The 18,365-nt window shown below is 70.5% G+C and carries 12 protein-coding genes and 1 pseudogene; 6 read left to right on the top strand and 7 right to left on the bottom strand.

What is annotated here, in order from left to right; genetic code table 11:
- Window positions 1-168 precede the first annotated feature (168 nt).
- Together CcI156_RS20430 and CcI156_RS20425 are read right to left on the bottom strand one after the other, a co-directional pair.
- Window positions 169-1,233: a rhomboid family intramembrane serine protease gene (locus CcI156_RS20430; protein ID WP_236707270.1), complete on the bottom strand. Its 1,065-nt coding sequence runs from the start codon at window positions 1,231-1,233 to the stop codon at window positions 169-171.
- Window positions 1,234-1,389: 156 nt separating this feature from the next.
- Window positions 1,390-1,917, bottom strand: a complete 528-nt coding sequence (locus CcI156_RS20425) for a peptidylprolyl isomerase (RefSeq protein ID WP_076807604.1) — start codon at window positions 1,915-1,917, stop codon at window positions 1,390-1,392.
- Window positions 1,918-2,226: 309 nt separating this feature from the next.
- Between CcI156_RS20425 and CcI156_RS25950 the strand changes: the two genes are divergently transcribed.
- Complete coding sequence (locus CcI156_RS25950) at window positions 2,227-3,084, top strand: hypothetical protein (protein ID WP_023840018.1); 858 nt, start codon at window positions 2,227-2,229, stop codon at window positions 3,082-3,084.
- 106 nt (window positions 3,085-3,190) lie between these two features.
- Here CcI156_RS25950 and CcI156_RS20415 read toward each other — a convergent pair whose 3' ends face one another.
- Both CcI156_RS20415 and CcI156_RS25945 read right to left on the bottom strand, forming a co-directional pair.
- On the bottom strand, window positions 3,191-4,942 hold the full coding sequence (locus tag CcI156_RS20415; RefSeq protein WP_076807602.1) for an FAD-dependent oxidoreductase: 1,752 nt from the start codon (window positions 4,940-4,942) through the stop codon (window positions 3,191-3,193).
- A gap of 142 nt (window positions 4,943-5,084) precedes the next feature.
- On the bottom strand, window positions 5,085-6,590 hold the full coding sequence (locus tag CcI156_RS25945) for a hypothetical protein (protein ID WP_076807600.1): 1,506 nt from the start codon (window positions 6,588-6,590) through the stop codon (window positions 5,085-5,087).
- Window positions 6,591-7,710: 1,120 nt separating this feature from the next.
- On the opposite strand from CcI156_RS25945, the gene CcI156_RS20405 reads away from it, so the two are divergent.
- Window positions 7,711-8,628 carry a universal stress protein gene (locus CcI156_RS20405; RefSeq protein WP_070982123.1) on the top strand — a complete coding sequence of 306 codons (918 nt, stop codon included), beginning with the start codon at window positions 7,711-7,713 and terminating at the stop codon, window positions 8,626-8,628.
- 21 nt (window positions 8,629-8,649) lie between these two features.
- On the opposite strand, the gene CcI156_RS20400 is transcribed toward CcI156_RS20405, so the two are convergent.
- On the bottom strand, window positions 8,650-10,599 hold the full coding sequence (locus tag CcI156_RS20400) for a C2 family cysteine protease (protein WP_076807598.1): 1,950 nt from the start codon (window positions 10,597-10,599) through the stop codon (window positions 8,650-8,652).
- 214 nt (window positions 10,600-10,813) lie between these two features.
- Here CcI156_RS20400 and CcI156_RS20395 point away from each other — a divergent pair, with 214 nt between their 5' ends.
- The 4 genes from CcI156_RS20395 (at window position 10,814) to ahcY (ending at window position 16,749) form a co-directional block, all read left to right on the top strand.
- A complete protein-coding gene (locus CcI156_RS20395; protein ID WP_076807596.1) occupies window positions 10,814-12,034 on the top strand; it encodes an acetyl-CoA C-acetyltransferase in 1,221 nt (406 codons plus the stop codon).
- A 144-nt stretch (window positions 12,035-12,178) separates the two neighbouring features.
- The gene (locus CcI156_RS20390) at window positions 12,179-12,385 is read left to right on the top strand and encodes a DUF1918 domain-containing protein (RefSeq protein ID WP_076807623.1); all 207 of its coding nucleotides are present in this window, start codon (window positions 12,179-12,181) and stop codon (window positions 12,383-12,385) included.
- A 367-nt stretch (window positions 12,386-12,752) separates the two neighbouring features.
- A complete protein-coding gene (locus tag CcI156_RS20385) occupies window positions 12,753-15,278 on the top strand; it encodes an RND family transporter (protein WP_254847534.1) in 2,526 nt (841 codons plus the stop codon).
- 34 nt (window positions 15,279-15,312) lie between these two features.
- Window positions 15,313-16,749, top strand: a complete 1,437-nt coding sequence (ahcY, locus tag CcI156_RS20380) for an adenosylhomocysteinase (protein WP_076807592.1) — start codon at window positions 15,313-15,315, stop codon at window positions 16,747-16,749.
- Between the two features lie 100 nt (window positions 16,750-16,849).
- Here the strand turns inward: ahcY and CcI156_RS20375 are convergent, their stop codons facing one another.
- Together CcI156_RS20375 and CcI156_RS20370 are read right to left on the bottom strand one after the other, a co-directional pair.
- The gene (locus tag CcI156_RS20375) at window positions 16,850-17,287 is read right to left on the bottom strand and encodes a hypothetical protein (protein ID WP_232234815.1); all 438 of its coding nucleotides are present in this window, start codon (window positions 17,285-17,287) and stop codon (window positions 16,850-16,852) included.
- Window positions 17,288-18,050: 763 nt separating this feature from the next.
- Window positions 18,051-18,365, bottom strand: a pseudogene (locus tag CcI156_RS20370) (integrase core domain-containing protein); the annotation flags it as partial.

The following is an 18,365-nucleotide window of genomic DNA, read 5'->3' as shown; positions in this document are numbered from 1 at the left end:
CCCCCTGCCCGCGCCGTGCCACGGCATCCATCACGCTATCGCCACCACACGTAGATCGCTACTATGAGTATTGACAAGAAAGCGAATGGTAGCCGCTACTCGGCGGCGTGCAAGCGTCGCGGCCGTCCTCACCCCCGCGACCAGGSCTGTCGGGCTACAACTGCCGGGCTACACCAGTGTCGACGACTTGATGATCGCGGCGGCGAACAGCAACGCGAGCACGGCGGCGACCCCGCCCGCCTGGAGCAGCACCCGGCGGGGCGGGACGTAGGCGTAGATCAGACCGATGATGGCACCGACAGCCAGCCCACCGAGATGCCCCCATTTGTCGATGTTGCTGAACGAGAAGGTGATGGCGAGGTTGATCCCGAGCACGATGAGGATCTGCCGGGAGTCSACCCGCAGGCGGCGGGCGATGATGTAGTAGGCGGCAAAGAACGCGAAGATCGCGGTGGACGCGCCGACCGACACGGTGAACCCGTCACCGAGCACGTAACTCAGGGTGTTCCCACCGAGCGCCCCCGCCACGAACAGCGCGAGGTACCGAGCCCGCCCGAGGATCGCCTCGAGCTGAAACCCGAGCAGATACAGCGCGTACATATTGAACAGGATGTGGAGCACGCCGGCGTGCAGGAAGGCCGCGGTCAGCAGCCGATAGTACTGGTCGTCCGCCGCGATCCGGATTCCGATCATGGCGAAGTCGCCGGTGAAGCGGTTGAAGGTGCCGCGGCCGGTCAGCCCGGGCGCGCCCTGCAGGATGTAGGCGGCGACGCACAGGCCGATGAGGATCTGGGTGACCAGCCCCTGCCGGGCGACCTGAGCCGGGCCGCCGAGTGTGGTCCGCGTTCGGCGCTGCGGCGTGGAGCGGTCGCCCTCCTCCGGGCAGTGGAAGCCGACCGCCGCCGGGCGCATGCAGTCGGGGCAGATCGGCCGGCCGCAGCGCTGGCAGGAGACGTAGGTCTCCCGGTCCGGATGACGGTAGCAGTGCGGGATCATCGCGGCGCCGGGTGGCTGCGGCCGGCCGGCGGGAGGACCACCCGCGGGAAAACCGCCCGCGGGCGGCGGGGGACCGCCGGAACCGGAAGGTGGAGTCCACCCCGACCAGCCGGGCGCCGGGCCGACCGTGGGTCGCCACCCCGGCTCGGCCACCGGGTGCCCCGATCCGGCCGGGCGCTGCTCCGGGCCGCCCGGCTGGTCATCCGTGGGCGGTTCGACGGGCGGGTTCGCCGTCACCGCGCCGCCCCGGAGGCCAGCGTCGCCGCCGGAGGGGTACGGCTGACGTGAACACGTCCGGCCGCCCGTACGCACGCGGCGGCCGACGACCGCGCACGCCGCGCGGCTGGAGCTCTCATGCGCCGTACTCCCGGGTTCGAGGCGGTGACCGGCCGGTCAGGCGGACCGGCGGTCGATCACGATCTCCTGGATGACGATGTCGGACTTCGGCCGGTCCTGCGCCCCGGTCGGCGCCTTGGCGATCGCATCCACCACGTCGGTTCCCCGCGTGACCTCACCGAAGATGGTGTGCTTGCGGTTGAGCCAGTCGGTGGGCGCGACCGTGACGAAGAACTGCGAGCCGTTGGTCCCCGGTCCGGCGTTCGCCATCGCGAGCAGGTACGGCCGGTTGAAGGTCAGGTCCGGATGGAACTCGTYGGCGAACCGGTAGCCCGGACCACCTCGACCGGAGCCCAGCGGGTCACCGCCCTGGATCATGAAGTTCGGAATGACCCGATGAAAGATCGTTCCGCTGTACAGCGGCGTGCCGGTCTTCTTGGCACCGGTCTCCGGGTCCGTCCACTCCTGCGTGCCGGTCGCGAGGCCGACGAAGTTCCGCACCGTCTTGGGAGCGTGGTCGGGGAACAAGCGGATCTCGATGTCCCCCTGAGTCGTCCGCAGCGTCGCGTACAGCTCMTCGGCCATGAGCCTCTCTTCTCTTCAGATCGATCTCTGCGGGTGTCTGGTCAGCCGGCGTCCGGATGGGTCTCGATCGTATGCGCCGGGCGCCGCGGGGGAATTCCATCACCGAGGTTCGCACCGGGTACACCTTCCCAAGGGCACAGYCCAGACATGTCACCCAAGTATTAGTGACACGCTACGGAGGGTTAACGCGTTGGAGAAGCCCGCCGACGGGGTACGRCACACTTCACAGATCTTGACCACACCGATACCTGGGCACACCACCAGTTCGATGGTCGGACGCCTCGACCATCGGCTCAACGAGAGGGCACCATGAGTACGATATTGAAGGACAGACTGTCACATGTCGCCGACACGGTGCCGGTTAGCGGGCTGTCCGACACCGCGAAGAGCGCCGCCGACCGCGCCGGCACGGTCGCTCACAAGGCGGCGAGCAAGGCCGGGGGTACGGCCGGCTCGGCCGCGTCGGCCACCAGGGATGTGGGCGCCAGCGTGGCGCACCGGATCTCCGACGCCTCCAGCACGGCCACCAAGACCGGTGCGTCGGCCCAGAAGGCGGCCGGGAAGGCCGCGGGCCGGGCCGTCGGCAAAGCCACCGCCGTGTCCGGTCGGACCGCCAGGCGGATCGAGAAGGCCCGGGCGCATGCCGAGCTCGCCGCCGAACGCGCCCGGGCCGCCGCCGAACTGCGGGCGGAGAAGCATCGCTCCCGGCGCGCGGTGCAGCGCGAGGCCAAGGCGCGCCTGCAGGCCGACAAAGCCCAGGAGATCCTGGAAAAGCGGCTGGCGAAGGCCGAGTCCAAGCTCGCGAGGGTGCACCGCCGTCGGCGGCGGGAGTTCCTCACGCTCGCCCTCGTCGGCGCGGGTGCGGCGGGGACCGCCGCGGTGCGGCGGTACCTGGCCCAGGCGGAGGAAAGCCCGGCCACCACCGCCGAACCCGTGCCGCTTGACACCACCGCCACCGCATCCCCCGCCGGCACCACCGCATCCCCCGCCGGCACCACCGCATCCCCCGCCGGCACCACCGCATCCCCCGCCGGCACCACCGCATCCCCCGCCGGCACTGATACCCGGGGCGCCTTCGACGAAGGCCTGTCCGCCTCGGCGACCCCTGACTTCGAGGAGTTGCCCGGCGTCGACCCGTCGCGCGGTGCGCCCAGCCGGCGGCGCTGAGATCACGTGCCGGCGATCGACGTGCCGGCGATCGACGTGCCGGGCAAAGCGTGGCTGCCGGACGCACCCGCATCCCGGCAGCTCGTGGCCAGCATCCGGCAACCGGTCACCTCGTCCCCGCGACCGGGCCGACCGGGCCGACCGGGCCGACCACGCGGTAGGTCCCGGGAGCGCCGGCTGGGACGGCGGGGTGCGCCGGTGCTCTCGGCGCAACCGGCCGGTAGGCCGCCCCGAGAGGTGGGCGCGGGTCGGGTTCCCCCTTGTTCGGCCAGAAGGACATCGCCCGTTCGGCCTGCGCAGTGATGGTCAACGACGGGTTCGCGCCGAGGTTCGCCGAGACCGCGGCGCCGTCGACGACGTGCAGCCCCTCGTATCCGAAGACCCGGTGGTAGGGATCGATCACTCCGGTGGTGGGATCCGTGCCGATGGGGGCCCCGCCGAGGATGTGCGCGGTCAGCGGGATGTTGGCGATCTCGCCGATCGACCCGCCGGGGTAGCCGCCCATCCTGGCCGCGATCCGGCGGGCGGCATCGTTGCCCTCCGGGATCCAGGAGGGGTTCGGCTCACCGTGTCCCTGCCGACTCGTCAGCCAGCCGAGACCGAACGGCCCACGGCGCAGGGAGACGATCAACGAGTTGTCCCACGACTGCATGACCAGCGCAATGATGGTCCGCTCGGACCATCGCCAGGGCAGTGACGACGCCAGCGCCTGATGTGGGTGGAGCACGACCTGACGCAGGTATTTCAGCCAGCGCGGCACCCGCCCGCCGCCGTCGGTCATCGACGCGCTGATCAGTGCCATCAGGTTGCTCCCCCGGCCGTAGCGCACGGGTTCGATGTGGGTGTGCTCGTCGGGGTGGAAGGACGAGGTGATCGCGACTCCCCGGGCGATCCGCTGATCGGGGCGCAGCCTGGATGCGCCCAGGATCGCCTCGGAGTTCGTCCGGGTGAKATGACCGAGCCGGTCGGACAACGCCGGCAGGTCACCGCTCTGTTTCATCGCCAGCAGCAGCCGCTGGGTGCCCAGGGTGCCGGCGGCGAACACGACCTGCTCCGCGGTGAGGGTACGTCGCCGACGCCGGACGAGACCCCCCGTCCGGACCATGTCGAGCTCATACCCGCCGGTCGAGCGTGGCCGGACAGCCGTGACCGTGGTGTCCGGGACTACCCGCACACCGGCCCGCTCGGCCAGGTACAGGTAGTTACAGTCGAGGGTGTTCTTGGCCCCTCGACGGCAGCCGCTCATGCACTCCCCGCACTCTACGCATCCCGTCCGAGCCGGGCCGGCGCCGCCGAAGTACGGGTCAGGGACACGCACGCCGGGTTCCCGGCTGCCGTCGCGGCCGAAGAAGACACCGACCGGCGCCGCCGCGAAGGTGGACCCGACCCGCATCTCCTCGGCGACCGTGCGGAACACCTCGTCGGAGTACGTCGTCGTCGGGTTGGGATTCACCCCGAGCATGCGTTCGGCCTGGTCGAAGAACGGCTCCAGCTCACGGCGCCAGTCGGTGATGTCCCGCCACTGCGGGTCGGTATAGAAGGCGTCGAGCGGGCGGTACAGCGTGTTCGCGTAGACGACCGAGCCGCCACCGACCGCCGTTCCGGACAGCACCACGACCCGACCCAACCAGGTGATCTTCTGGATACCGTGGCAGCCCAACCGCGGCATCCACAGATACCGGCGAACGTGCCAGCTGTTCTTCGGCAGCGTGTCCGGGGTGAACCGGCGACCGGCCTCCAGCACGAGGACACGATGGCCCTTCTCCGCGAGCCGTAGCGCGCTGACGCTGCCGCCGAACCCGCTCCCGATCACGATCACGTCGGCGTCATAGCCGCCGTCCGACCCGGAATCAGCCACGGGTGTCGTCCACCGAAGTCACCATGACTTCCCATGATGGGCTGTCGCTGGGACTATGCAACACCATCCGCCACTGACCGTCACCATCCGCGGCCCGCCGCCGCTCGCCGCGGCGAGCGACCCGGACCACAGGTCGACCGGCTCAGGCCGCGCCGTCAGCCGCCGACTGGCTCGCCATCTGGGCATGCGCACGTCCCGCGCGAGCGGCCTCCTCGATAGCCTCCAGCGGTGGCCGCGGGATCGACACGGGCGGCGCCTCGGATTCCGGGCGGGCGGCTCGGGACCCGTAGGCCTCCCATCCTGGGCGTCCGGGCGCGGGTCCCCTCTCCTTCGCGGTGCGGGTGTAGCGCCCGCGCCCCTGGTTCGGGACGGTGGAACCCGGCGTCGGTCCGGTCCTGATCCCCCGGTTCTCCAGGCAGGCGCGGCAGTTGCAGTCGGYGGACGCCCTGGGCAGGCGATCGAGTCGCCAGGACAGATTGTCGATCTCGTCGCCATCCCCGACCAGGACACCGGTCGTGATGATGTGCACTAGATGCAGGGCCAGTTCAACCGGTTCCCAGCTGTCCTCCTCCAGGATCACCCGCAGTTTCTGGTAGATAGCCAGGTAGTCGGACGTCGGGCGCCGCATCGCGTTCGCGAGGACCGTGATCACCTGGCTGGCGGCCAGGGTCATCGGCTCGGGCGGCGGAGGGGGCAACGGGACTGTCGGGGCGCCCCGCTCCGGTTCGGGAGTCGACGCGTCCGCTGCCCCAGCGGTCTCGTCCGTCAGGACGTGTGGCTCGTCCGTCACGGCCCCGCGGGTGGCGGGATCGACGGTGCCCACGGCCGGAGCCGGTTGGGGGTCGCCGTCCGCTCGGGCGTCACCCGGCTCCGGCTGGTCTGAACGGGCGGTGTCCGGATCATCCGAACGGGCGGTGTCCGGATCATCCGAACCGGCGGTGTCCGGATCATCCGAACCGGCGCTGTCCGGGCGGTCGGCGCCCCTCGAGGGGGCGAGGTTGACCGCCGGGCTGGCGGCACCAGGCGAGCCATCGCCCGCCACGGACGCCATCGCCCGGGGACGACGGCCGACCGCAGACGCCGTCCGCAGGCCGATCCGGCCACGGCGACCGCCGCGGCGCCGACGAGCGGGCGCGGCCGAGGCGGCGGTTGCCGAGCCGGCCTCCGCGGACGCCGGAGCCGCGGACGCCGGAGCCGCGGACGCCGGAGCCGCGGACGCCGGAGCCGCCGGCGAGGATGCGACGTCGGCCTCGACCAGGCGGACCTCGCCTGCCCGTACGGCGGCCTCGGGGATGCTCAGGGCTAACCGCGTCGTCCTGCCAGCCGCAGGCCGGGCCACCGTCGCCAACCAGCCCTGGTTGCGCAGCCTGGTGATCTGGCGCTGCACGTGGGTCCGGCTGTAACCGGTCTCCGCGACCAGGGTGACCAGGCCGGGGGCGCTCACCGCGGCACCGGCGGGCGCCGCCGGCGGAACCTCGGCGACGTGGCTCGCCAGCGTCAACGCGACCAGCTTCGCCGCCGACGGCAGGGCCGCCCGCAGCACCGCCCGCTGCCATCCCCCGCGATCGGACACCAGCGTGCCCGGCTCCTGCGCACGGACCAGAACCAGAGCACCGGGGAGGGCAAGCTGGGTCACGGCCGACGCCACATGCCTCCCTTCCTCGGCGGGGTCACTCGAAGCTGACGGACTGCGCCCGCCCGAGCGGACCGGGGCGGGTTGCCCGGGGATCATGCCGACCTGAACGGGTTCGGTGGGTCGGGGACCGGTCAACGTCTGTCCAGGCACGGTACTCCGTGCCTGGAGGGGAGGCTCCTGGGGAGGGCCACCACATTCACATGAAGAGGACATGACTTCATCACCCTCGTTGGGGACTCGTGGTGCGACAGACGCATCAAACATCGCGCGACTGACGCAAAGCAAAAGATGGGGCCGGCGGCCACGAAAAGGCCACACCGGGCCATCCGGAAAGACCTCCCGAGCAGTTCTTCTCCCTGCCTTCAACCTCATCGGGTGACACCAGAAATCGATTTTTAATCCGTCATATTCAATTCCTTATTACCGCGTCACCCGGCGGGACTGCATCCCCGGGGAGGAGGACTCGGCGGCGTGGAGGATCCCCCCGCACCTCGCCGGAGGGATGGCCGGAGGGATGGCCGCCACGGTGACCGCGCCCGAGTACATCCTGCCCACGGCACGTGCGGAGGAAAGTCCGGGCGCGCTCACCGGTTGAACCGGCCCACCGGTATCCGGAACTACGACGGGACTCGGCGCACAAGAAAAATCGCCGGGAACCGGAACACCGGGAGAAACCGGACCGCCCGGTCACGGCATTCTTCGTCCTTGCCCGGCGAGGCCGGACGGGAACAGCCACCTCGCCCGATCGACCCGCCGCCACACAACGGACGCCAACCACCGTCACCGACAACAGAGATCGTGGACCTCCATTGTCGTACCTCGTCGTCTTATCGATCGATCACGGCAGGGGAGCGGCTGGCGCCCAGTGGCTTCCGGTCCGACGACGGGGTTACCGGGGACCGGTGACCCAACCATTCACCACTTCTCACCATGGATCACGCCGACGGGTGGGAAGGATGGTCCAACGTAGGGTTCACCTGGCCCGAACACACGAAAACAACACCGGAAGCTGTTGATCGGCGGGCAGCTCCACTCCACGTTGGCCTCCCCCGCGTTGGCCTCCCCCGCGGGCGGACGGGGTTCCCGGCCGACCAGCCGGGTATCCCGGACCGGGCTTCGAAGGAGGCGGACGATGGCCGACATCGTGGTCGGGGTCGATGGTTCCGAGGGCTCCCACACGGCGCTGCGCTGGGCGTTCACCGAGGCGGAGTGGCAGGGGTGCGGCATCCAAGCCGTGATCGGCTTCGCCCGTGGTCCGGCCCAGCCCGGGATGCGTGCCGGCCTGGCGCAGGCGGCCGAGCGGACGCTGCACGAAACCGTGACGGCGGTCACGCCACCGGGATCGATCGTCTCCGTAACGGAGCAGGCCGTGGACCTGCCGGGTGCGGAGGCCCTGCTGACGGTCGGCCGCGACGCCCGCATGATCGTGGTCGGCGCCCGGGGGCAGGGGCTGCTGCACCGGCTGCGGATCGGGTCGGTCAGTGCCTCCGTCGCCGTACACGCCACGGTTCCGATCGTGATCGCCCGCGGTGACGTCGAGGCCGCGACCGCCGGCTCGGGCGCGACCGCCGCCGAAGGCACGACCCCGGCCGGCGCACCGTCCCGACCGTCCCGACCGTCCCGACCGATCGCCGTGGGTGTGGACGGCTCCCCCAACGCACTGTCGGCCCTCGCCTGGGCCGCCGGGGAGGCCGCACTGCGCGGGGTTCCGCTGATCGCCGTGCACGCCTGGCTCGCGGCGATCCCGTTGCCGTTCGCCGAGGCACCGGGGGAGATCACCCAGGCCCTGGAGGACCAGGCCCGGGCCGTGCTCGACGAGTCCATCGCGGGCGTCCGCGACCGCGGCCAGCTGCCGGCCGGACTAGACCTACGGGCCGTGGTGCTGCCCGCCTCGGCCACCCAGGCCTTGATCGTCAAGGGTCGCGAGTGCGATCTCGTCGTCGTCGGCGCCCGCGGTCACGGCGGCTTCGCCGAGCTGCTGCTGGGATCGGTCAGCCACCAGTGCATGCTTCACTGCCCCACCCCGGTGGCGATCATTCGGCAGCGGTAGCGGGGCGGCAGCCACCGACCGTTAACGGGTCGGGCCGTGCACGACCGCATGCGTATCCGGGAGGATCCCGTCCCAGGCGTACCACCGCTCGTTGTTCTGCCCGGGCGCCGGATCCCACGGATTACGCAGCAGCACCCGCCGGCGCGCCACGTCCACGGCGAGCAGGGTGTAGGCGTGCGCCGCGACGAGTCCGCCGGGCCGGGTTCGACGCCGGGTGGTCACGATCACCACCTCGCCGTCGGCGAGGAGCTCCCCGAGGGCGGGAACGGTCGCCTCGTGGGCGGCGAACACGTGCGCCGATCGCCCGGTGAGCGTCCGCAKGGCCGTCGCCGCATTTCCGAATTCGATGGCGGGATAGCCGCCGTGCAGCCGGGCGTAGGCCTTCTCGTACAGCGCCGGCCACAGCTCCGGCCGTCCCGCCGCGTCGTCGCCGTCCATCGCGACCTCCTCGTACCCAGCCGCACGCGACCGGGAGGTGCCCGGCGCCCGCGGCCCGGGTGCCTCGTCCTCCGATCGCCCGTACGGCGGCTGGACCCGACGAGCGGGCAGGCTGGCCGTGACGGTGACGCCCACGCCGGCGCCGGCCGGTCCGCGGGGGTGCATGATGATCGTGACAGTACCGTTGGGGTTGGCCCGCAGCCGCTCCGCGAGTAGTCCGGGATCCTGGCGGGCGATGCCGATCAGCGCCGCGACGAGGTAGCAGTCGGCGACGCCGCCCTGCCCCACATCGCTCGGGCTGATCCCGTCACGCACCGTCGGGTCGCCGGTGCGGTCGACCGCCACGACCTCGCCGGGGCGTCCGCGGACGACAGGGTAGCCGGGTTCGAGCCATGGGAAGGCCAGCAGGACGTCTCCGATCATGGCCGAGGAGGCCCCGGCGATCAGGGCGTCGGTGAGGTCGGCCAGCGCCGGCAGGTAACCAAGGATGCCGGGGCTCGGATTTTCGATCACCCGGGCGGCCACCGCGGCAAGGACCGCCAGAGGCCGGCCGCGCAGCCGGGAGATGACCGCCTGGCGCATCGCCGCGGACAGGCCAGCCAGCCGAACGCTGATCGCCGTCAGATCATTGACGGTCACCGTCGCCGGATCCGTGCCGATGCGGGCGACCAGCTCGGCCGCGGCGAAACGCGCCATCCGCCGGTCGATGCCGCGCGCCATGGCCGGCGCTCCGACAGCGACCGCGTGCAGTCCGAACCCGACGGGGTCGTCCCGTCCGGACGAGCCAGCCAGACCGAGCAGGCCAGCCGGAGCGGACGGTTTGCGCTCCCCGAACAGGCAGTGCGGATCGGACCAGTCCACGCCGCCGAACGGATCGGGCAGCCGGCTCAACCGTCCCCCGTCCGCGGCGACGGCTCGGGCCAGGGCGGCCGACCGGTCGCCCGCCGCCCGCAGGCGGTCGGACAGGACGCCCAGCAGGACCGGATCGAACAGAACGGTTTCGTCAATCGGGACCTTCACGGCGGGCCTGCCCCCAGCGTCGCCGGCATCGCCGGAGCCTCCGATAGCCCCGGGCAGGTCCTCCCTCCCCCCGGCATCGCCCTCGACGCCACCGGTGGCCAGTCCGTGCGCCAGCATCCACACCCGTGGGTCGTTCCCGACGCCGCCGGACGCGTCGAACCGGCGCAGCCGGGCGAGCTCGTCGGCGGATACCACGGCAGCCGCGCCTAGACCGAGGCGCAAGGCGTGGGCACGCTCGTCGTACCGCTCGGCGAGCCAGTCGAGCAGCCCGGCCCGATCGCGCAGCACCCCGGCGCCGACGTCAAGCGCCCGCTGCCAGTCGTCCAGCCGGGCGGCGCACCGGATCCGCCACGGTGACCGCCATGCCCGCGGGGTGTCGGCGGCACGCGCACCGGCCAGCACCCCGGCCACCTCCGGGACGAGTCGGCGCAGCCGGGCGGCGCACTCGCGCAGCTCGCCCGCGGCCGCGGCGAGGGCCGCGACATCACGGGGTGTACCAAGGTCTGCTCGCATCGGGCACGCCATCCGGCTCGCTGGCGACGGGATGATCAAAGCGTAACCCGACGGGTCCCCCTCGCCGCGTCGGCTCGGCCACCCGCGACCGCGGGCGCTCGTCCGCGTTAGGGTTTTGATCATTTGGCCGCAGGGACCACGGCCTCCGCGACCCTGCCGCCAAGAACACCGAGAACGCCAAGAACACCAAGAACACCGAGAACTGGGAGGGCATGTGACCGAGGCCGTTGTCGTCGCCGCAACCCGATCACCGATCGGGCGGGCGTTCAAGGGTTCGCTGCGGGGGATGCGGGCCGACGACCTCGCGGCCATCATCGTCCGGGCAGCCCTGGACCAGGTTCCGGCCCTCAACCCGGCCGACATCGACGATCTCATCCTCGGTTGMGGGCTACCCGGAGGCGAACAGGGACACAACATCAGCCGCGTCGTCGCCGTCAGCCTCGGGTTCGACACCGTTCCCGGCACGACGGTCTCCCGGTACTGCGCATCCTCCCTGCAGGCTCTGCGGATGGCTGCGCACGCCGTGCGCGCGGGAGAGGGTGACGCGTTCATCGCCGCCGGGGTGGAGGTCGTCAGCGGCTTCGTCAGGGGCAACAGCGACAGCCTGCCGGACACCCAGAACCCGCGCTACTGCGAGGCCCAGGCCCRTACGGCGGCCCGTGCCCAGGCGGGGTCCGCGCCCTGGACGAATCCCCGGGCGGCCGGCGAGCTGCCCGACGTCTACATCGCCATGGGGCAGACCGCCGAGAACGTGGCCCAGCTCGCGGGTGTGAGCCGCCTCGAACAGGACGAGTACGCCTGCCGCTCGCAGAACCTGACGGAGCGGGCCGTCGCGGACGGCTTCTTCAAGCGGGAGATCATTCCGGTGCCGCTGCCCGACGGCGGGGTGATCGACAGYGACGACAGTCCCCGGCCGGGAACCACGATGCGGGCGCTGGCCGCTCTCAGGCCGGTGTTCCGCCCGGACGGTACCGTCACGGCCGGCAACGCCTGCCCGCTCAACGACGGAGCCGCCGCGGTCATCGTCATGAGCGACACCAGGGCCCGCGAGCTCGGCATCACCCCGCTGGCCCGGATCGTCTCCACCGGCGTCAGCGCACTGTCACCGGAGATCATGGGCCTGGCCCCGGTGGAGGCGTCCCGGCGGGCCCTGGCCCGGGCGGGGATGACGATCGACGACGTCGACCTGGTAGAGCTGAACGAGGCGTTCGCGGCGCAGGTCATCCCGACCTACCGGGCGCTCGGGCTCGACGTCGCGAAGCTGAATGTGCACGGTGGCGCGATCGCGCTCGGTCACCCGTTCGGGATGACCGGCGCCCGGCTACTCACCACCCTGCTGAACGGACTACGCACCACCGACACGACCATCGGCCTGGAGACAATGTGCGTCGGCGGCGGGCAGGGCATGGCGCTGGTCGTCGAGCGGCTGTCCTGAACCGGGAGTTCGCGACCTTTCGGGCTTCGGGTCTGCCGCGACCGACGCTCCGTGCTAGGCAGAAAGAGCACGCGCATGCGATCGGTCACCGGAGCATCCAGGCAGAGCAGACCGGATCGCCCGGCAGGGAGGTCGACCATCATGATGTTCRCATCCGTCGGAGAGAGGTTCGTCGTCCACGGCCGCACGGTGGGCAGCCCGGAACGACACGGGACCGTGGTCGAGGTACGCGGCGAGGACGGAGGCCCGCCGTTCGTCGTGCGTTGGGATGACGGGCACGAGGGACTCTTCTTCCCGAGCTACGACTCGCTCGTCGAACTCCGACCGTCACGGGAGTCCGCGGGCGTCTGACCCCGGGCACGTCCGACCCCGGAGAGGATGGCGACGGTAGCCGAGCCCGGGGAGCCAGGCCCGGGGCGTGTTGATCGCCTGAAACATTTTCCGGCGAAATCGGCTGCCCCGGGGCCTTCAGGCGGTGTGACCTGCTGCGCTATACAGCAGGGACACAGCCGTCGGACCGACAGGTAACGCGCGTCGATCCGGAGGCAACGCGGATAACTCCGGAGCGTGACCGATGTCGACGCCTTCCCCCTCCACCGACGATCCAGYCGATCATCCCGGCCGGCCCGAACACCGGTCGGAGCCAGGCCGCACCTCGGAACCGGAGCACGGGTCGGGCCCGGACCGCCGGTCCGGGCCATCGGCGGCACTCGCCCGTATGGTCAGTACGGTCAGTCGGCGCTCGGGCATCGTCGCCGTCGTGGCGCTGCTCGTCACCGCCGCCCTGGGGTTCGGAACCACCCGGCTGGAATTCACCACCGGCCAGGACAACTATCTGAACCCCGACTCCCAGGTCGCCCGGGACAACGTCGCCTACCAGTCCCTCTTCGGCGGCCAGGCGATGGTCACGCTGTTCACCCTGGACAAGGGCGAACGACTCGAGGACCTATTCACCAAGCGCAACATCAGCCAGTTCCGGGAGTTGCAGGCCAGCCTCGACGCCGATGACCGGATCGAATCGGTGATCACCCCGCTCACGGCGCTGGAGTTCACGAACAACCTGGTCACGAGCCCGGACGGCAATCCCGTCAACAGCCCCGCCGGGAAGATCCTGCTCGGTGCCCAGCGCCGCGATCCGGATCCGGTCTCCGCCCAGCGGCGCCTCGCCGACTCCGTCACGACACTGCGGCGGATGCAGGCGATCCCGGTGGCCGAGCGGGTCTACGACAACCCGGCCTGGGTCTCCTTCCTGCTCCGCGACAACACGGGTGCCATCCGTAAGTCGATCAAGCCGTTCTTCCCGACCGAATCCACCAGCCAGATGGTCACCCGACTGCGGGGCAACGCCTCCCTCACGACCGAGGGCCAGGCCGCGACCCTGGCCGAGAAGGCCGCGTCCGAACGCATGTTCGATAATGCGACAACGATGTCGACCGGGGCGCCCGCGCTGCTGCGCGACCTCAACGACTACCTGCGCGGCGGGTTCGTCACCCTCGGGGGCATCTCCCTGGCACTGATGGCCGGCCTGCTGCTCGTCGCCTTCGCGGTGCGCTGGCGGCTGCTCCCGCTCGGCGTCGTCGCCGTCGGCCTCATCTGGGCGTTCGGCCTCGCCGGCTACGCGGGTGTCCCGCTGTCGGTGGTGACCATCTCCGGTCTGCCGGTGCTGCTCGGCGTCGGCATCGACTTCGCCGTCCAGCTCCACAGCCGGGTGGAGGAGGAGGCCCAACTGGCCCGGGCCGGCCATCCCGTCACCGCGGCCCTGGCCGGGCTGCTGCCCGCGCTGAGTGTCGCCACCGTCGCCGCGGTGCTGTCCTTCCTCGCGCTGGAGTTCAGCGACGTCCCGATGATCCGGGACTTCGGCACGCTGCTCGCCCTGGGCCTGCCGGTGATCGTCATCGCCACGATCCTGTTCCTCACCGCCTCGTTGGGCCTGCGGGAACGTCGCCGGCCGACCCCCCCGAAGGACTACACCCACGGCCCGCTGGGTCGGACGGTGATCACCCTGGGGTCCCTGCCACGGATCACCGCGCTCCCGCTCGTCGCCGTGTCCGTCGCGGTCTTCGCCGTCGGGATCGTCACCGACGGCACACTGAAGATCCAGACCGATCCGGAGAAATGGGTCGACCAGCAGGGTCAGGTCATCAAGAACATCAACACGCTGCGCGCGAGCACCGGATCCGCCAGCGAGCTGGGCATCTACGTCCAGTCACCGAACGTCTTCGACGACGCCACCGTCGCCTTCCTCGCCGAGTTCGCGAACACCCGGCTCGCGAAGGACCCGGCCGACCTGCTGACCGCGTCGAGCCTCGTCACGACCATCAGCTTCATGATGGAGGTGCCGAACACGACGGTCGTCCTGCCGACGGGTCAGGACGTCCGGCTCGGCTACGCCGCGGCACCGCCCGACCTCCAGCGCGCCACGGTGAACCTGGCCCACAACGCGCTCAACCTCGTCTTCCGTACCGGATCGGGCTCGTTGGAACGGCAGGCCGCAATCGTCGACGACATCCGGGACACGGTCCATCCGCCGCAAGGGGTACGCGCCACCCCGTCGGRCCTCGTCGTGGTCGGCACCGGGCTGCTGGAGAACTTCACGAAGAACCGGACCCAGCTGACCTACTTCGCGCTGGTCGGCGTCCTGCTCATGCTGCTGGTCTGGCACCGCAGCATCGTCCGGGCGGTCCTGTCGCTGGTGCCGGTGCTGATCGCGGTCGGGCTCAGCTCCATGATCGCCTGGCTGGTCGGCGTCGATCTCAGCCCGCTCACCGCGGTCGGCGGCCCGCTCGTCATCGCGCTGGGCAGYGAGTTCACCACCCTGCTCGTGCTTCGCCACCTGGAAGAGCGTCGACGCGGCCTGACGCCGAAGGAGGCCGTCGACCAGACCGCGGCCCGCACCGGACGCGCCTTCGTGGTCTCCGCGCTCGCCGCCGTGATCGGGGTCGCCGTCCTGGCCTTCAGCTCCCTACCGCTGCTGCGTGACTTCGGTCTGCTGGTCGCCCTCAACGTCGCCATCGCCCTGCTGTCCGCGCTGGTCGTCCTCCCACCCCTGTTGATCTGGGCGGACGAACGCGGCTGGGTGCACCAGCCGCGCCAGGACGACCCGGGCCCGGCGGTCGACAGAACCGGACCGGGTCTTCGTCAACACGGCGACATGTGGGACGCTCAAGAAACCCGTTCCAAGGCCGGCGCATCACGGCCGCGGCCGATGGCGGGTGGAAACCGGGACGAGACATCCGCCGTATAGGCTCGGCAGCCGCCCGAGCGTCGAAGGAGAGGGCATGAGTTTCGAGTTCAAGGTCGCGGATCTCGCACTGGCCGAGTTCGGCCGCAAGGAGATCCGGCTTGCCGAGCACGAGATGCCCGGCCTCATGGCCACCCGGGCGGAATACGCGGCCAGCCAGCCCCTCAGGGGCGCCCGCATCATGGGCTCCCTGCACATGACAATTCAGACCGCGGTGCTGATCGAGACCTTGGTAGCGCTCGGCGCCGACGTCCGTTGGGTCTCCTGCAACATCTTCTCCACCCAGGACCACGCGGCCGCCGCCGTCGTCGTCGGGCCGAACGGCAGCAAGGACGACCCGCGGGGCGTGCCGGTCTTCGCCTGGAAGGGCGAGACCCTCGAGGAGTACTGGTGGTGCACGGACCAGGCGCTGGCCTGGCCGGACGGCGGCACCMCGAACATGATCCTCGACGACGGCGGCGACGCGACCCTGCTCGTCCACAAGGGCGCCCAGTTCGAGGCGGCCGGCGCGGTCCCCGCGACGGACGCCGCGGACGGCGAGGAGTACGCGATCGTCCTGGAGACCCTGCGCCGCACCATCGCGCAGAAGCCGGGTCGGTGGACCGAGACCGCGAAGAACATCAAGGGCGTCACCGAGGAGACCACGACCGGCGTGCACCGTCTCTATGAGATGGCGAAGGCCGGCACGCTGGCATTCCCGGCGATCAACGTCAACGACTCGGTGACGAAGTCGAAGTTCGACAACAAGTACGGCTGCCGCCACTCCGTCATCGACGGTCTCAACCGCGCCACCGACGTGCTCATCGGCGGCAAGGTCGCCGTGGTGTGCGGCTACGGTGACGTCGGCAAGGGCTGTGCGGACGCGCTGCGCGGCCAGGGAGCCCGGGTGATCGTCACCGAGATCGACCCGATCTGCGCCCTGCAGGCCGCGATGGACGGTTTCCAGGTCACCACCCTGGAGGACGTCGTCGCGACGGCGGACATCTTCGTCACCACGACCGGCAACTTCAACATCATCCATGCCGAGCACATGGCTGCGATGAAGCACCAGGCGATCGTGTCGAACATCGGGCACTTCGACAACGAGATCGACATGGCCGGCCTGGCCAGGACCCCCGGCATCGAGAAGATCAACATCAAGCCGCAGGTCGACGAGTGGGTGTTCCCGGACGGCCACTCGATCATCGTGTTGGCCGAGGGCCGGCTGATGAACCTCGGTTGCGCCACCGGACATCCGAGCTTCGTGATGTCGAACAGCTTCACCAACCAGGTGATCGCGCAGATCGAGCTGTTCACGAAGACCGAAAACTACCCCGTCGGGGTATACGTGCTGCCCAAGCACCTCGACGAGAAGGTCGCCCGGCTGCACCTCGACGCGCTGGGCGTGAGGCTCACCCAGCTGACCAAGCAGCAGGYGGACTACATCGGCGTGCCCGTCGAGGGTCCGTACAAGGCCGACCACTACCGCTACTGATCGGTCCGGTCCTCTCGCGCCGATTCCGGTTAATCCGATTAATCCGATCCACCGGATTCGGCGCTTCGACCTGAATCGGCGCTTCGCCGGCCGGGATCGGTCAGCGTCTCCTGGACGACCAGCAAACCGACGTCCACGACGGGTCGCTCAGGTCGTCCAGGCTGTACCAGCCGGCCGGCAGGTAGGTCCCCCAGGTCGCCGACGGGACGTCGGCGCTCGCCCGGTCCGGTACCGCKGGCCTGCGCACACCGAAGGTCGCGTCGCCGCCGGGGCAGCTCAGGTGCCCGAACCTGAAGATCGGCTCGCCGGCCTCCTCACCCCGGCCGGGACCGGTCCGGCACAGCGATGCCGTGGCCGGCGGCCACAACGAGGCGACATGGACGTAGAAACCGGCGTCGAGATACGTCGCGGGTCTGTTCGGCTCTCCGGCCGCCGCCGGCACACCGACCTCCGTCGCCTGCCCGCCCGGGCAGCTCGCCCAGGTCGCTCCACCGGCCTGCGCGGCGCCCGCGTTCACCAGAGCCAGGATGCCGCTCACCGCGAGGGTCGCCCCGGCGGTGGTCAGAGTGGCCAGGGTGGTCCGGGTCGCGCCGCCGCGCCGGCCCGCCCGCCGGGAACCGCGCCGCGCGGGACGACACCCTCCGGACGCAGCCGCTTCCGGTGCTCCCGGCGCTCCGGAGGATAACGGCCGTCCGACTCGTCGCGGGGAAGATACGGCATACCGCATTGAATGCCTCCTTCTCGAGCCCGGCTGCGGGTCGATCATRCGGTAGAAGGATACAGGCGCTAGAACGATACAGGCGGTAGAACCATATAGGCGGCATCGAAACACGGGCTCCGCCGCCCGGTCCGCGGTTCCCGCAAACATCCGCAAAAAACAGTCAGTATGCCCCTCGATACCGAGGGTTGACGAGGCGTCGAAGGGATGGCGGCTCGCGGCGGCGTCGGCTGTCCGTGCCTGGGGCGCACCACCGAACCGGGTCGGGCCCCTGTCAGGGATCCAGCGGGAGGGTTTCCACTCACCATATGTCCGGGCATACCGCCCCGATGCGGACCTCTCCGCAGCAGCCCGGCACTATGGCCATGCTGGTACTCCGGCTGGAAACTATGACTGTAGCGGTCAACCGACCTGATGACCCCATGAACAGGAAGCGGCCCGGAACGGAACTTGTCAAGATTTTTAGGACAAGATTCTTTGTGAACTAGCCTGTGTTCCGTCCCTGTCGYGATCTCGGTCGAGGGATGACTTCTGATCGTTCGGGCACGCCGTCGGCTGGTTCGGCCTGGTCATCCGGCGTGTGGTTGATCCCGGCGGGCTTCGGGAGCGGCGGCGGGACCGGGGGCTGGTTCACGAACCGTTCCGGATGCGCGGCGTAGGCCACGTCGAGGACACGGCTGCGGGCAGCGTGTACCGCCTCGGCCTGGCCGAAGTACACGGCCGCCGGCGTGAGATAGCCGATTCCCGAATGTCTGTGCTCATGGTTGTACCAGGCGAAGAACCCGCGGCAGAACTGGCGCGCCTCGGCAATGGTACCGAAGCGGTCAGGAAAGTCGGGCCGGTACTTCAGCGTCTTGAACTGTGATTCCGAGTACGGGTTGTCGTTCGAGACCCGCGG

This window comes from Frankia sp. CcI156, assembly GCF_001983015.1.
GTDB classification, from domain to species: Bacteria; Actinomycetota; Actinomycetes; order Frankiales; family Frankiaceae; genus Frankia; species Frankia casuarinae.
The sequence above is the reverse complement of the archived record's forward strand: the minus strand, read 5'-3'. Positions and strand labels throughout refer to the sequence as shown.

Excerpts from the sequence above, each read along its gene's own strand:
- CcI156_RS25950 (WP_023840018.1), top strand. The coding sequence starts at position 2,227 with ATGAGTACGATATTGAAGGACAGACTGTCACATGTCGCCGACACGGTG.
- CcI156_RS20405 (WP_070982123.1), top strand. The coding sequence starts at position 7,711 with ATGGCCGACATCGTGGTCGGGGTCGATGGTTCCGAGGGCTCCCACACG.